Genomic DNA, 13,471 nt, shown 5'->3' with positions numbered 1-13,471 from the left:
TTTCATGACCGATTCCACCGCACGCCCGTTTCTGGGCTGCATCGCCGACGATTTCACCGGCGCCACCGACCTCGCCAACATGCTGGTGCGGGGCGGCATGCGCACGGTGCAAAGCATCGGCATCCCGAGCCGCGAAGTGGCGGCCGGGCTGGATGCCGACGCCATCGTCATCGCCCTCAAGTCGCGCACCACGCCGGTTGCCGAGGCGGTCGAGGAATCCCTCGCCGCCCTGGACTGGCTGCGCGAGCAAGGCTGCGAGCAGATCTTCTTCAAGTACTGCTCGACCTTCGATTCCACCGCCGCCGGCAATATCGGCCAGGTCAGCGAGGCCCTGCTCAAGGCCCTGAACAGTGATTTCACCCTGGCCTGTCCGGCGTTCCCGGAAAACGGCCGGACCATTTTTCGTGGCCACCTGTTCGTCCAGGACCAGTTGCTCAGCGAATCGGGCATGCAGCATCACCCGCTGACGCCCATGACCGACGCCAACCTGGTGCGCGTGCTGCAGGCCCAGACCCAACTGAAAGTCGGCCTGCTGCGCTACGACAGCATTGCCGCGGGCGTCGAGGCGGTGCGGGCGAAGATCGCCGAACTGCGCCAGCAGGGGATCGGCATGGCCATCGCCGATGCGCTGTCCGATCAGGACCTCTACACCCTGGGCAGCGCCTGCGCCGACCTGCCGCTGCTGACCGGCGGCTCGGGCCTGGCCCTGGGCCTGCCGGGCAACTTCCGCCGCGCCGGCAAACTGCGCGACTTCGATGCGGCGTCGCTGCCGACCGTTGAAGGCGGCGAAGTGGTGCTGGCCGGCAGCGCCTCGGTGGCCACCATCGGCCAGGTCGCGGCCTGGCTGGAGGCCGATCGTCCGGCCCTGCGCATCGACCCCATGGCCCTGGCCGCCGGCAAACCGGTGGTGGAGCAGGCCCTGGCCTTTGCCCGCGACAGTGACGAAACCGTACTGATCTACGCCACCAGCACCCCGGCCGAGGTCAAGGCGGTGCAACAGCAGCTCGGCGTCGAACGCGCCGGCGCGCTGGTGGAGAACGCCCTGGGCGAGATTGCCGCGGGCCTGCGCCAGAACGGCGTGCGCCGCTTCGTGATCGCCGGTGGCGAAACCTCCGGTGCGGTGGTCAAGGCGCTGGGGGTCAACCTGTTGCAGATCGGCGCGCAGATCGACCCGGGCGTACCGGCCACCCTCAGCAACTCCGCCGAGCCGTTGGCGCTGGCCCTGAAGTCCGGCAACTTCGGTAGCCGCGACTTCTTCGCCAAGGCCCTCAAGCAACTGGCCGGAGGTGACCAATGAGCGCCGCGGCAAGGGAACAGGCCCTGCGCGAAGAGATCTGCGACGTCGGTCGCAGCCTCTACCAGCGTGGCTACACCGTGGGCAGCGCCGGCAATATCAGCGCGCGCCTCGACGATGGCTGGCTGATCACCCCGACCGATGTCTGCCTCGGCCGCCTCGATCCGGCCGCCATCGCCAAGGTCAACCTGGCGGGGGAGTGGGTGTCCGGCAACAAGCCATCCAAGACCCTGGCCCTGCATCGCCAGGTCTATGACCGCAACCCGAGCGTCGGTGGCGTGGTGCACACCCATTCCACCCACCTGGTGGCGCTGACCCTGGCCGGCGTATGGCGGCCGGACGACATCCTGCCGCCGCTGACGCCGTACCAGGTGATGAAGGTCGGGCACATTCCGCTGATCGGCTACCAGCGCCCGGGTTCGCCCAAGGTCGCCGAGCAGGTGGCGTTACTGGCCAACAGCGTGCGCGGGGTGATGCTCGAGCGCCTGGGGCCGGTGGTCTGGGAAAGCTCGGTGGCCAAGGCCAGCTACGCCCTGGAAGAACTGGAAGAAACCGCGCGACTCTGGCTGATGAGCAACCCCAAGCCCGCGCCGCTGGATCAGGCAGCCCTGGATGAGCTGCGAGAGACCTTCGGCGCGCACTGGTAGCGCGCCGCTGTAAACGACACTGCAAGTACTGCCCGGGAGCCGTCGTCAGGCTCTCGACGGCCCCGGCTTGCCTGAAAAAACAATAACAACAGGACATCCCAGCATGACGTTCCCTGACTGCAGCTGTTTTGGTTTCACCGCCGCTTCCACCTTTGAGGGAGGGGCCGCGCAATGAGCCCGCTTATCCTGATGTTGACGGCCGGCGCGGGCATCGCGCTGCTGCTGTTCCTGGTGCTCAAGTACAAGTTCCAGCCCTTTGTCGCGCTGATGCTGGTGAGCATCCTGGTGGCCCTGGTGGCCGGGGTGAAACCGGCCGACCTGGTGGCGACCATCGAAGGCGGCATGGGCAAGACCCTCGGCCATATCGCGATCATCATTGCCCTCGGCGCGATGATCGGGCGGATCATCGAGCTGTCCGGCGGCGCCGAGGCCCTGGCCAAGACCCTGATCGAGCGTTTCGGCAACCGCCGCACGCCGCTGGCGCTGACCATCGCCGGGTTCATCATCGGCGTGCCGGTGTTCTTCGAAGTGGGGGTGATCATCCTCATGCCGCTGGCCTATGGCGTCGCCCGCCGGGCGCGCAAGCCGCTCTTGGTGTTCGCCCTGCCGATGTGCGCGGCGCTGCTCACCGTGCATGCGTTCCTGCCGCCCCATCCGGGCGCCGTGGCCGCGGCCAGCCAGCTGGGTGCCGACCTGGGCCGGGTGCTGATGTTCGGCCTGCCGATCACCGCTTTCCTGTGCTACGTCGGCTACCGCGTGGCCGGGCGCATGACCCGGCGCTTCTACCCGATGACCGACGACATCCGCGCCGAAGTCTATGGCCCCCACGTGACCAACGAGGACCTGCTGGCCTGGACCAATGGCAACGGCCATGAGCAGAACCCGCAACAGGCGGCGCTGGCCGTGTCCCATATGGGCCTGGAAGAGTCCACCAGCGCCATAGTCGCCAAGCTGCCAGCGGCCCCCGCACCGGGTTTTGGCCTGATCGTCGGCCTGATCCTGCTGCCGATCGTGCTGATCCTGCTGGGCACCCTGGCCACTTCGCTGCTGCCGGCCGAATCGGCCCTGCGCGGTGTGCTGACCGTGCTCGGCGCGCCGCTGGTGGCGCTGCTGATCGATACCTTGCTCTGTGCCTGGCTGCTGGGTTCGCGCCGTGGCTGGAGCCGCAGCCAGGTGTCGGACGTGATCGGCTCGGCCTTGCCGGGCGTGGCCATGGTGATCCTGATCGCCGGCGCCGGCGGGGTGTTCGGCAAGGTGCTGGTGGACACCGGGATCGGCGCGGTGGTCTCCGACCTGCTGCGCACCACCGGCCTGCCGGTGCTGGCCCTGGGCTTCTTGCTGACCATGCTCCTGCGCGCGGTGCAGGGTTCGACCACCGTGGCCCTGGTGACCACCGCCGGGATCATCAGCCCGCTGATCGCCACCCTCGACCTGACCCCCAACCACATGGCGCTGCTGTGCCTGGCCATGGGCGGTGGCGGGTTGGCCATGTCCCATATCAACGACGCCGGCTACTGGATCTTCACCAAGCTCGCCGGGCTCAACGTGGCCGACGGCCTGCGCACCTGGACCGTCATCACCACCTTGCTCGGTACCCTGGGTTTCTGTATTACCTTGCTGATCTGGCCTTTTGTCTGAGCCGTTTTTAGGAGCCAACATGCCTCGTTTTGCTGCCAACCTAAGCATGCTCTACCAGCAACACGGGTTTCTCGACCGTTTCGCCGCCGCCGCGGCCGACGGTTTCGAAGCGGTGGAATACCTGTTCCCCTACGACTACAGCGCCGAGGAACTCAAGCAGCGCCTGAGCGACAACGGCCTGGTCCAGGCCCTGTTCAACGCACCGCCCGGCGACTGGGCGGCGGGCGAGCGGGGCACCGTGACCCTGCCGGGGCGCGAGGCGGAATTCCGCGCCGGCTTCGACCGCGCCCTGGAATACGCCGCGGTGCTGGGCAACTTGCGGATCCATGTGATGGCCGGCCTGCTGCCCTCGGAAAGCCTGCGCGAGCGCCATCACGCGGTGTACCTGGAGAACCTGGCCTACGCCACCGCCCAGGCGGCCAAGGTCGGCGTCACCGTGCTGCTGGAGCCGATCAACACCCGCGACATGCCGGGCTTCTTCCTCAACCGCCAGGACCAGGCCCAGGCGATCTGCAAGGAAGTCGGCGCGAGCAACCTCAAGGTGCAGTTCGACTGCTACCACTGCCAGATCGTCGAGGGCGATCTGGCGACCAAGCTGCGTCGCGACTTCGCCGGCATCGGCCATATCCAGATCGCCGGCGTGCCGGACCGCCACGAGCCGGACCTGGGCGAGCTGCACTACCCCTACCTGTTCGCGCTTATGGACCAGCTGGGCTACGACGGCTGGGTCGGTTGCGAGTACCGGCCGCGGGGCGATACCTCGGCCGGCCTGCAATGGCTGCGGGACTGGAAAGCCTTCTGAGGAGCGGGCGGGGCGGTGGCGCTACTTGCAGGCGCACGCCGTCCTGGAACCGTGATTCTGCGGGAATCTGAACATTTCTGGAGGTGTCGGCCTTCATCTCCCACCTGCGGGTACATTGGCTCCCTGTCGCCAGGGCCATCACTGGTGCCATCAAGGAGCAGGGGAGCATGGGCAAGTCGATATTCGTAGACCAGTCGGGCCTGGACGACGCGCCTTGTCGTCCGCACGACCTGCATTGGGAACAGATTCCCACCCTGACCCTGGAGCGCATCGAGCGCGACTACCGCCGCGCCCGGCGCACCACCATGCTTGGCCAGTGGATCAATATCGCTAGCGTGCTGCTGGTGGTGCTGAGCGCCGCCTGCGGCCTCTGGCTGTGGAACCACTTCCGCGCCCAGGGGCTGGACCAGGGCTTCGGCCTTTGGCAACTGTTTGTGCTGCTGTTCTTTTTCGCCACCCTGTGCGCGGTGGTGGAGTGGCTGCGGCGCATTCGCCGAACCACTCGGGTCGCCCTCGACGGCTTGAGCGAAGACCTGCGGGATATCGCCTGCGTGCTGTGGTTCAGAAAGCAGCACCAGTGAGCCGCACTCGCGCAGCGGCTGTCAGTCTTTCGCTGCTACGGCTTGCAGGTCGGACGGCAGCAGCAATTCCACTCCTTGTTTGCGAATCCCGTCCGCCGCGGCCTGGGCCAGGTCGTCGTCGCTGATGATCACATCGAACTGCTCCAGCCCGGCGATGCGGTACATGCTGAAAGTGCCGTACTTCGAACTGCTGGCCACCAGCACCACCTGGGACGCCGATTGCATCGCCACCTGCTTGACCTCGACCTTCAACGCCGACGGCGTGGTGATGCCGCGACGCAGGTCCCAGGAGCTGGTGGACATGAAGGCGATATCGGTCACCACCTGACGCAGGGTCGCCACCGCCAGCCCGCCGACGCAGGAATGGTTGTCGTGGTCGAGCTGGCCGCCGGTGTGGATCACCGTCACCTGCGGCGCCTCCATCAGCGCCTGGACGATGCCGAAGTCGTTGGTCACCACCGTCATGCCCGACAGCGCCTTGATATAGGGCACGATCTCCAGGGTGCTGGTGCCGGCGTCCAGGTACACCGTCATGTCCGCGTGCAGCAAGCGCGCCGCCAACCGGGCCATGGCCTGCTTCTGCGGCAGCTCGACCACCGCCTTGCTCTGGTGGCTCGGCTCGCTGTGCAACTGGCTGGCGATGCGCACCCCACCGGTCACCGAATAGGCCCGGCCTTCCTGCTCCAGCAGCGCGATATCACGGCGCACCGTCATGTGCGAGCAGTCGAACATCTCCATCAACTGATGCACGCTCAACACCTGATGCTTGCGCAACTGGCGCAAAATCAGCTCGCGACGCTGCTCGGGAATCATCGGGGCGCCGCTATCGCTGGCGATGTCCTTGGGGTTGGGCATTGAGGCTCCGGAGTGGCTGGGCAGAAGGCGGGTAACTGGCGGACATAGTAGCGAATCCGCGAGGTATGGACGAGAAGCACACGCACCCGGTTTCTCCCGTAGGAGCGAGGCTTGCCCGCNGGCACTGCGCGTGATGGCTATCGCGGGCAAGCCTCGCTCCTACAAGATTGCGCGTGTTTCTTCTGTAGGAGCGCAGCTTGCTCGCGATGAACGATAACGCGGTACCCCGGTATTGCGCGTGACGGCTATCGCGGGCAAGCCTCGCTCCTACAAGATTGCGCATGCTTCTTCTGTAGGAGCGCAGCTTGCGCGCGATGAACGATAACGCGGTACCCCGGTATTGCGCATGACGCTATCGCGGACAGGCCTCGCTCCTACAGAATGGCGTGTACAAGCGGTTACCAAGGAGCGGTCATGGACCCCAAACGTTATGAACACCTGACAATCAGCGTCGAGCCCCATGAAATGCGCATGAGCCATTGGTTGTACGCGCCCAAGGTGGTGGATGGGCGCGATGGCCGGGTGCTGCTGGACCTGAGCGGCGGGCCGTGGGACCTGGTGTCCAGTTCGCCATCGACGGCGGCAGTGGAGCTGCTGTTGCGCAAGTACCCCGGAGATCGCAAGGCTGTCTGCCTGTGCATTCGTCTTGCCGACAACAGCCTGTGGCTGGAGGGCACTGCGGTTGCCACCGTGGATATCAAACGGGCGTTGGAGAGGGCGCAGGGCTGAGCGGCGCCGTGGCGCATGCCGGCGAAGCGTCACCGGGGCCTGACGACCGTTGGTAAGCTGGCGGTTCTTTCTTTTGCCAAATGGCATTAAGATTAATGCCATCTGTCATCAGGCAGGGAGATGAGCATGACCGCCGCAGCCAAAAATACCGCCACCGTGAAACCTTCAGCCAAGGCCGAGAAGGTCAAGGGCGTTGCGCCCAAGGCCATCGCCAAGGTCGAGCCACGCAAGCCCTCCGCAAGCCGCATCCCCAAGGCCAAGGTGAACCTGCTGCGCGAAGAGGCGGCTGTCTATGCGCTGCCTTCGCCCATGGTGCGCGGGCTGCTGCCCGGCACCGACGCCGATGACCCCATGGCGGTCTTCAGGGCCACCCAACTGGGGTTCTCCCTCGGCGCGGTGATCGAGCTGGTGGAGTCGGTCGAGGCCTTCAAACGCTACAACGTGCTGTCGAAGATCGTTGGGTTTTCCGAGCGCACCCTGGCGCGGCGGCTGAAGAACCAGGACCAGGCCCTGACCCCCGAACAGAGCGCCCGCGCCTTGCACTACGCGCAAGTGCTGGAAAAGGCCGAGGCGGTGCTGGGCTCCCGGGCGCTGGCCGAAGACTGGATGACCCAGCCGGCCCTGGGCCTGGACGGCGAAGTCCCCATCGACCTGCTGGCCAACCCGGTGGGCTATGAACTGGTGACGGACTTTCTGCACCGGCTCGAGTTCGGGGTCTACTGATGCTCACCGACCCCTTGGCTCCGTCCCTGCATTTCTGGCGCCTCGACCAGGCCCGGCATGCCTCGACCTGGAACAGCGGCATCGGCGCCGAAGGCAGCGGCGGCCGCTGGAACCCCAAGGGGCTGCAAGTGGTGTACGCCAGCCTGGACGCCTCGACCGCCATCCTGGAAGTGGCGGTGCACAAAGGCTTCAAGGCCCTAGACTGCCTGCCCCACACCCTGACCGCGGCCCGGGTGCTGGACCCATCGCGGGTCCACACCGTCCGCCCCGAAGACATCCCCAACCCCAACTGGCTGATCCCCGGCACCCCCAGCCACAGCCAACAAGCCTTCGGCGCCAGCCTGCTGGAACAGCACCCCTTCGTGCTGATCCCCTCCAGCGTATCGCGCCATAGCTGGAACCTGCTGATCAACCCACTGCTGGCCACGGGGTTGTATGAACTGGTGTTGCAGGAGCGCTTTGCGCTGGATGGGCGGTTGAGTCCGCCGGAGCGGTGAGGGACTTTCAGCGCGCATCACAAAGAGACCTTTGAGGTCTTCAGTTCAGAATTCTCCTAAATACCTGCTGCCGTCCTTCAGGGTAACGTCCAGCCGCTAACTGCAACTATTCGCCTCCTCCCGGAGGCTTTTTTATGGGCAATGCGGAAGCGGACACGGATGAGCGGCTATGTACCCAACGCCCCAAAGGGCTATCGCAATAGAGGCGTGGAGCCTGTCGATCTCGGTGAGCAGCGCTGGGCTGAATACAACGACCTGCCAGCCAAGCCAGAGGCAAAAACTGGCCCTGTTGGCTGTGTCTTCGCCAAGTCCTGCACCCTGCCCAATGGGGTGATAAACCACAGCAACCCTGGCGGCTTCGTACCTGTTGAGTCGCTGAAGCAGTACGGCACCTTTGCGGTACTGGGTATTGACTCCGCGATAACCGCAGGCGGCACAACACTGCAATGGGTGGGTGGTTCGGGTAGTGCTTCGGAACTGGTAACCCGTCTTGGCGGCACCTTGGCCTTGGCGGGTTCCACGGCTGTGGGTTTCGCGGCATTACTGCTGCCTGACGATACTTCGGCTGACAGTGCGTTCTATACCTCCGAGCAATACGCGCAGTTGAGCCAAGGGAACACCCGCGTACGAGTCAACGTAAAACACCTGCCGGATGGTTCTGTGAGTGTTTACGGGTTCTATACCGGGACCAAGGCAGAGTGGCAGAAGGTGCCTGTCATCGAAGCGAAGAGCCGTGGCGATCAACGGGTAGCGGATTTGGGGAACGGAACTGAGCTCATATGGACTCCGGCAGCCGATCCAGACACCGTGCTAGGCACCCCCGCGCTGGAAGGCGCCTCGTTGAAGCCGGGGACATGGGTTTTTCCTCCCACTGAGCAGGCCGATAAGATACTGGTCAACCCAGTGCATCCACCCGACTACCAAGACGCAATCATCTGGTTTCCCAACACGGGTATTCAGCCGATTTATATTTCGCTGAGTGTTCCGGGGGACCATAGCTATTATCCAGCCCCCGACGAGCTATTGGCTTTCCCAGATGCTAAGCAGGTTAAATCCAAAAGTAGCGTTCAGGGCGGGGGGAAGAAACGTCCACGCTGGAAGGACCGCAAGGGGCGGATCTACGAGTGGGATAGCCAGCATGGAGCGGTTGAGCTTTACGACAAGCAGGGCAAGCACTTAGGAGAATATGACTCTGTTTCCGGCGAGCAGACCAAACCGGCACAGCCGGGAAGAACCACACCTAAATGAAAAGGAGTTTTTATGTATTTGCGCATCACTGGTTTTCTGCCTGACGAAGCTAACGACGACTCATTGCAGTACAAGCTGAAAGTCTCATCTGAATTTGAACAGACCGTAATGGAAATATTGGGTTGGCAGAGCTTGGCAGCCGAAGCCGATGGCGAGCTACCGCTAACCAAGGAGCAGGTCAGACAGATAGCATCTGCCATCAAAGAGTCCTTACCCGATCACCTCGATTTGTTTATTGGTGTCATTGCGTAGTGCCGCTGCTGGGTCGATACCTGGCAGAACACCGGTCAATATTGAAATTGGGATATCGCCTATGTACCTCTGTCTTACTGGCTTTTTACCTGGGGACGATGAGGACGATTCGTTGAAGTATCAGTTGAAAGTCTCATCTGAATTTGAACAGCAGATTGTGTCTCTACTGGGTCATAAAAGCCTTAATGCAATGGCAAGCGGGGAGTGGTTGTTGACGGCGGAGCAGGTTCAGCAGATCGCTGCTTTGATCAATGAATCCATTCCGGATGATCTTGATATTTTTATTGGGGTTGAGGCTTCGGGGGAGGGCATGGTTAAAGTCCGCGAGGTCGAACCGTGAGATATGCCGTTGAAGCTTTCGATAAAGAAACCGAATTTTTAGCTTTTGAGATAGACCTTCCGCACAGGTGCGATGCTCATCTGGCTGAGATTATGGAGTGGTCGTCTCCTCAGCGAGGTGACGAGGGTTACACCCTCAGTTGTGGCCAGTTAGCTGCTATTGAGAAGCTCGTCGGTAGGGCGTTTTACGACCCAAGCTACATCTTCCAACTCACTTGCAACCTGAGTTGAGTGCTGAGGCGTTTGTGCTTCCAGTTGCGACCATTCCGGATAAACGCCGATAGGTCGACACCTCATTACCGCGCGCAGAGCGCGGCTCTCCATGACTTACCGCAGTACACATATTTCCAAGACGATGGGTTAGACATAAACTGCCACGCCTTTGTCGTTGCTCCGTATCGAGCCCGGAACTAGCCTTTGATCGTCGCTGCCAACTCAGCGATTGGGCTTGGTAACCCGTTTTGATACAGGCGTAACAGTGCCCCATTTCACTATTGCAGGCGCTTTTTCTGTGCCTGCACACTCGTGCAATGGCGGCTGTGCGTGGGAGGGCTCGTCCCTGCCGGGTTCCTGTATCTCCGGTTTACCAACCTGCGCGCAGCTGCCACCCATTCGCTTGGTAACGAACGTGGCAGCTCTCACTTTGATATGGGAGTTTCAATCATGTGCGCTATCAAAACCTCCGCAAATCGTGGTCGCTTCAACGGGGTAAAAGGAGGTGCGCTATGAGCACCTCCACCCCAGTCAAAACCCTCGGCTTCGTCACCTTCGGCCCTTGCGGCGATGGCGATCAAACCCTGTTTCGCGTCAACGCCGACGTACCTCTGCACCAAGCCCTGGAACACGCTTCGACCCTGCTGTACTACGCCAAGAAACTCGTCCTGGACGCTGCCATGGAGGAGCAGGGCGAACGTTACGCCTGGGCCGCGCACTTTCTGGCGGAGATGGGTAAGGCGGTAATCGATGATGTGGGGTTGGGGCTGAGGGAAGAGGAGGTGTTGCAGGTTTAACAGGTAGGCGGATGTTGGGAAGGGCGCCGTTTCTGGGTGGCAGGGAAACGGCGTTTTTTAGAGTGGTCACCCCGGAACCGCACTGTCGATTTCCCGGAGTCTGGTTCGACTATCTTTCAGGGAGTGACGCCGATGGGTCGCAATGATCGTCGGCGCTCCCTGCCTGAGCACTTTTACGCAGACGAACGAGGAGAAGACCATGCGTAAGCTTATCGTTGCCGCTTTCATGAGTCTGGATAACGTCATTCAAGCGCCCGGCGGGCCTGACGAAGACACCAGCGGCGAATTCCGCTTCGGTGGCTGGATAGTGCCCTACGCCGACGAAGCCTTCGGCCGGGCCATACAGAAGCTGTTCTCGCAGCCGTTCGACTTGCTGTTGGGGCGGCGCACCTACGACATATTCGCCGGGTATTGGCCGCACATACAGGCCGGTTCAAGCAACAGCGCCATCGCCGACCTGTTCAACCGCGTGCCCAAACACGTCGCCACCCATAGTCCCGATACGCTTGATTGGCACAACAGCCATGCGCTGAAAGGAAACCTTGCCGACGCCATACAGGTCCTCAAACAGCAGCACGGCGCCCACCTGCTGACCCAGGGTAGCGGCGATCTGGTGCACCAACTGCTTGCCGCCGGGTTGGTGGACGAGCTTCGGCTGATGATCCATCCCATCGTATTGGGACGCGGCAAGCGCCTGTTCGACGACCAGGCACAAGCTTCGGCTTTCACTTTGGTGAGCTTGACGAGTACTCCTGGCGGGGTGTTGATTGCCCACTACGTTCGCAGTGGTGAGGTGCGCACAGGAATGTTCGAAGATTGATTAGGAAAAGCCAGTGACGTCTGACAAGTTGCTCAAGGCCTAGATCTTTTGTGGGCCTCGTCCTTGACTGGGGCAGATATGTGGTCGAGTGAAAATGCCAGTAGTAGATTTATTCCCCATCTCTCGAATGCTCTTAATTTTTGAGTTTGCTGGTCGATATAGGGAGCAATGGCGTATCTATTGTCGTAAGTTATAGGTGGTGCAGTAAGGTGACAGCAAGTAAGATGATTTTTGTAGAGAGTGAGTAAGGGGTAGGCAGTAGAGGGGGTAAGTGAAATGCTCGATTTTATAGGTGCTCTGGTCGGCTGTGTTCAACTCTTAAATGATTAGGTGCATGCTTGGTGTGGTTGTATTAAGGTAAGATGGTTTTATTTTTTTATGGTGATATCTAGTGGCATTATTGGATTTTTTCGAGATTCCCCCATCTAAAGCTCCATCTTCGGATGTTAGCGCTTTTGAAAAATTTGCAAAGGATTTCTTTGTTACCCTTTATGGTGCTGTAGTTGAAAAGACAGTCGGACGAGGCCCTGATGGTGGTGCAGATATTGTAATTAGAGTGGGGGCTGAACGCTGGCTTATAAGTTGTAAGAACTATGCTAGAGGCGCCATTCCGCGCGACGATGAAAAAGCTCCTCTTGGAGATATGCAACAGTGGGGGTGTCAGAAGTTTGTTGGGTTTTATTCGCCCGAACCATCGTCGGGTTTAGAATCAAAATTAAGGCAGACGGCTGCTAATAATTCGTCTTTCAAATATCAGATTTTTGATAGTGAAGATATTGAGCGAAATTTGATTGCCACTGCTTCTTCAGCTGGTTGGATACTCGCATTTCGCTGGTTTCCTAAAAGCTTTTCTAGGATTGCTACAGCATTAGTGCTTCCGTTTTCTGAGTATAGTAAAGATCATGTGGTTAGTGGGGGAGGTGTTTCTCGAATAGAAGGTATTCCGACAACTTTTCATTATATGGCAGGTAATCTTGAGGCTGCGAATGCTGCTACCGAAGATTTAATATTGCTTGCTAATGAGTTAGCAACTGAAAAAGCCTTCTCCAATGTGTTTATGGAGCGTATCAAAGACTTTTGCTTGGTCGTTCCTGGATCTTTCCTGCGTCCAGCCTTTACTCAAGATAGTGATGTTTTTCCTCAAGGTTTGTTTCCGAGTTGGGATATAGGGTTGGTTAGGGATATTTGCTCTGGCGGAAATAGAGTTGGTCTGAAGAGTTTGTGCGTTGTTTGGTCGTTCTGGGATTTGAGATGTGCTCAGGCTATTTATTGTTATGGTAGAACTCTTATTGATAGAGGTGAAGATATCTTAATTGATTTAAGTTCGGTCTCTATGGCGGAGCTTTTTCACGCGATAAAAAAATATGAGGAGAGGGAAGATTGTACCCATCGAGGAAATGGTCTGCGCGAGGCATTATCGCTTGCTGAAATAGCTTTGACTGGTCGTACTGCTGAGAGAGGGTACTATGCGTCTCTCCTCTGTTTTTGTCCGTCTGGGTTGAAGTCAAATATTTCGAAAGAGTATGCCTTGTCGATTCTGGCAGCCAAGTCGGGGGAGGAACAGCGACTTAGGGAGGCCGTGAGAGTGCTTATGTTGAACTTTGATGCAGAGGATCGGAGGTATGTGGAGGTAAAGAGTGTTAGTTTTTTAGAGCTTCTGGTTTCAATAAATGTTGTAGAGGCGGATTATGTTGAAAGATTGATTTCTATTGATCCGTCGCTACAGTGTCTTTCTATGCCGCTTACTGAGACTTGGCAGCCTGTTGGTCTAGCAAAAGAGTCAGTAGCTAATGCGCTAGGGTTTTCGTTAGCTCAATAGGTTTTGGGTGTTTTTTAGTCCAGAATATCGAAAGATACAAATATAAGGGTTCGTCGTGATGATACTGCCAGAACTCACCATCTGAATCTTTTTTTTGTGGAAGGTGGTATTCGCTTCTCGCCAGTAGTCGCCAGTCACAAACTTTCATTCCTGGTCGTTTGCTGAAATGGTCAGGTGAAACAAACCCACAAACCATAAGCACATCGAGCTACAACAG

At 59.8% G+C, this 13,471-nt stretch carries 16 protein-coding genes; 15 read left to right on the top strand and 1 reads right to left on the bottom strand.

What is annotated here, in order from left to right; all coding sequences use genetic code 11:
* Positions 1-4: 4 nt before the first annotated feature.
* The 5 genes from otnK to ACTJKT_RS12470 all read left to right on the top strand — a co-directional run bounded on the left by otnK (position 5) and on the right by ACTJKT_RS12470 (position 4,962).
* Positions 5-1,297 carry a 3-oxo-tetronate kinase gene (otnK, locus tag ACTJKT_RS12490; RefSeq protein ID WP_440787295.1) on the top strand — a complete coding sequence of 431 codons (1,293 nt, stop codon included), beginning with the start codon at positions 5-7 and terminating at the stop codon, positions 1,295-1,297.
* Positions 1,294-1,941 carry a 3-oxo-tetronate 4-phosphate decarboxylase gene (otnC, locus tag ACTJKT_RS12485; protein WP_440787294.1) on the top strand — a complete coding sequence of 216 codons (648 nt, stop codon included), beginning with the start codon at positions 1,294-1,296 and terminating at the stop codon, positions 1,939-1,941. The genes otnK and otnC overlap by 4 nt, the downstream gene beginning before the upstream one ends.
* Before the next feature lie 171 nt (positions 1,942-2,112).
* The gene (locus ACTJKT_RS12480; protein ID WP_440787293.1) at positions 2,113-3,579 is read left to right on the top strand and encodes a GntT/GntP/DsdX family permease; all 1,467 of its coding nucleotides are present in this window, start codon (positions 2,113-2,115) and stop codon (positions 3,577-3,579) included.
* 19 nt (positions 3,580-3,598) lie between these two features.
* Positions 3,599-4,381, top strand: a complete 783-nt coding sequence (gene otnI, locus ACTJKT_RS12475) for a 2-oxo-tetronate isomerase (RefSeq protein WP_440787292.1) — start codon at positions 3,599-3,601, stop codon at positions 4,379-4,381.
* A gap of 167 nt (positions 4,382-4,548) precedes the next feature.
* Positions 4,549-4,962, top strand: coding sequence for a hypothetical protein (locus ACTJKT_RS12470; RefSeq protein WP_440787291.1), 414 nt, complete (start codon positions 4,549-4,551; stop codon positions 4,960-4,962).
* A 21-nt stretch (positions 4,963-4,983) separates the two neighbouring features.
* On the opposite strand, the gene ACTJKT_RS12465 is transcribed toward ACTJKT_RS12470, so the two are convergent.
* Positions 4,984-5,817, bottom strand: coding sequence for a DeoR/GlpR family DNA-binding transcription regulator (locus ACTJKT_RS12465; protein ID WP_124304861.1), 834 nt, complete (start codon positions 5,815-5,817; stop codon positions 4,984-4,986).
* A gap of 414 nt (positions 5,818-6,231) precedes the next feature.
* On the opposite strand from ACTJKT_RS12465, the gene ACTJKT_RS12460 reads away from it, so the two are divergent.
* The 10 genes from ACTJKT_RS12460 (at position 6,232) to ACTJKT_RS12415 (ending at position 13,254) form a co-directional block, all read left to right on the top strand.
* On the top strand, positions 6,232-6,546 hold the full coding sequence (locus ACTJKT_RS12460) for a hypothetical protein (RefSeq protein ID WP_440787290.1): 315 nt from the start codon (positions 6,232-6,234) through the stop codon (positions 6,544-6,546).
* 126 nt (positions 6,547-6,672) lie between these two features.
* Positions 6,673-7,269 carry a type II RES/Xre toxin-antitoxin system antitoxin gene (parS, locus tag ACTJKT_RS12455; RefSeq protein ID WP_440787289.1) on the top strand — a complete coding sequence of 199 codons (597 nt, stop codon included), beginning with the start codon at positions 6,673-6,675 and terminating at the stop codon, positions 7,267-7,269.
* Complete coding sequence (locus ACTJKT_RS12450) at positions 7,269-7,766, top strand: RES family NAD+ phosphorylase (RefSeq protein WP_097303177.1); 498 nt, start codon at positions 7,269-7,271, stop codon at positions 7,764-7,766. Before parS ends, ACTJKT_RS12450 begins: the two co-directional genes overlap by 1 nt.
* Positions 7,767-7,925: 159 nt before the next feature.
* Positions 7,926-9,014, top strand: coding sequence for a colicin E3/pyocin S6 family cytotoxin (locus tag ACTJKT_RS12445; protein ID WP_440787288.1), 1,089 nt, complete (start codon positions 7,926-7,928; stop codon positions 9,012-9,014).
* Between the two features lie 12 nt (positions 9,015-9,026).
* Positions 9,027-9,266 (top strand): pyocin S6 family toxin immunity protein, encoded by a 240-nt coding sequence (locus ACTJKT_RS12440; protein ID WP_440787287.1) that lies wholly within the window; start codon positions 9,027-9,029, stop codon positions 9,264-9,266.
* Between the two features lie 61 nt (positions 9,267-9,327).
* Positions 9,328-9,606: a pyocin S6 family toxin immunity protein gene (locus ACTJKT_RS12435; RefSeq protein WP_440787286.1), complete on the top strand. Its 279-nt coding sequence runs from the start codon at positions 9,328-9,330 to the stop codon at positions 9,604-9,606.
* Positions 9,603-9,836, top strand: a complete 234-nt coding sequence (locus tag ACTJKT_RS12430) for a DUF7683 domain-containing protein (RefSeq protein ID WP_440787285.1) — start codon at positions 9,603-9,605, stop codon at positions 9,834-9,836. The genes ACTJKT_RS12435 and ACTJKT_RS12430 overlap by 4 nt, the downstream gene beginning before the upstream one ends.
* A gap of 494 nt (positions 9,837-10,330) precedes the next feature.
* The gene (locus ACTJKT_RS12425; RefSeq protein ID WP_440787284.1) at positions 10,331-10,615 is read left to right on the top strand and encodes a DUF3077 domain-containing protein; all 285 of its coding nucleotides are present in this window, start codon (positions 10,331-10,333) and stop codon (positions 10,613-10,615) included.
* A 199-nt stretch (positions 10,616-10,814) separates the two neighbouring features.
* The gene (locus ACTJKT_RS12420; protein ID WP_440787283.1) at positions 10,815-11,435 is read left to right on the top strand and encodes a dihydrofolate reductase family protein; all 621 of its coding nucleotides are present in this window, start codon (positions 10,815-10,817) and stop codon (positions 11,433-11,435) included.
* Positions 11,436-11,826: 391 nt separating this feature from the next.
* Complete coding sequence (locus tag ACTJKT_RS12415) at positions 11,827-13,254, top strand: restriction endonuclease (RefSeq protein ID WP_440787282.1); 1,428 nt, start codon at positions 11,827-11,829, stop codon at positions 13,252-13,254.
* Positions 13,255-13,471 lie beyond the last annotated feature (217 nt).

This window comes from Pseudomonas sp. 22526 (assembly GCF_052044735.1).
Classification (GTDB): domain Bacteria; phylum Pseudomonadota; class Gammaproteobacteria; order Pseudomonadales; family Pseudomonadaceae; genus Aquipseudomonas; species Aquipseudomonas piscium.
The sequence above is the reverse complement of the archived record's forward strand: the minus strand, read 5'-3'. Positions and strand labels throughout refer to the sequence as shown.

Bases quoted from the DNA above. Each gene is read 5' to 3' on its own strand.
- otnK (WP_440787295.1), top strand. From the start codon at position 5: ATGACCGATTCCACCGCACGCCCGTTTCTGGGCTGCATCGCCGACGAT.
- otnC (WP_440787294.1), top strand. From the start codon at position 1,294: ATGAGCGCCGCGGCAAGGGAACAGGCCCTGCGCGAAGAGATCTGCGAC.
- ACTJKT_RS12480 (WP_440787293.1), top strand. From the start codon at position 2,113: ATGAGCCCGCTTATCCTGATGTTGACGGCCGGCGCGGGCATCGCGCTG.
- otnI (WP_440787292.1), top strand. From the start codon at position 3,599: ATGCCTCGTTTTGCTGCCAACCTAAGCATGCTCTACCAGCAACACGGG.
- ACTJKT_RS12470 (WP_440787291.1), top strand. From the start codon at position 4,549: ATGGGCAAGTCGATATTCGTAGACCAGTCGGGCCTGGACGACGCGCCT.
- ACTJKT_RS12465 (WP_124304861.1), bottom strand. From the start codon at position 5,817: ATGCCCAACCCCAAGGACATCGCCAGCGATAGCGGCGCCCCGATGATT.
- ACTJKT_RS12460 (WP_440787290.1), top strand. From the start codon at position 6,232: ATGGACCCCAAACGTTATGAACACCTGACAATCAGCGTCGAGCCCCAT.
- parS (WP_440787289.1), top strand. From the start codon at position 6,673: ATGACCGCCGCAGCCAAAAATACCGCCACCGTGAAACCTTCAGCCAAG.
- ACTJKT_RS12450 (WP_097303177.1), top strand. From the start codon at position 7,269: ATGCTCACCGACCCCTTGGCTCCGTCCCTGCATTTCTGGCGCCTCGAC.
- ACTJKT_RS12445 (WP_440787288.1), top strand. From the start codon at position 7,926: ATGAGCGGCTATGTACCCAACGCCCCAAAGGGCTATCGCAATAGAGGC.
- ACTJKT_RS12440 (WP_440787287.1), top strand. From the start codon at position 9,027: ATGTATTTGCGCATCACTGGTTTTCTGCCTGACGAAGCTAACGACGAC.
- ACTJKT_RS12435 (WP_440787286.1), top strand. From the start codon at position 9,328: ATGTACCTCTGTCTTACTGGCTTTTTACCTGGGGACGATGAGGACGAT.
- ACTJKT_RS12425 (WP_440787284.1), top strand. From the start codon at position 10,331: ATGAGCACCTCCACCCCAGTCAAAACCCTCGGCTTCGTCACCTTCGGC.
- ACTJKT_RS12420 (WP_440787283.1), top strand. From the start codon at position 10,815: ATGCGTAAGCTTATCGTTGCCGCTTTCATGAGTCTGGATAACGTCATT.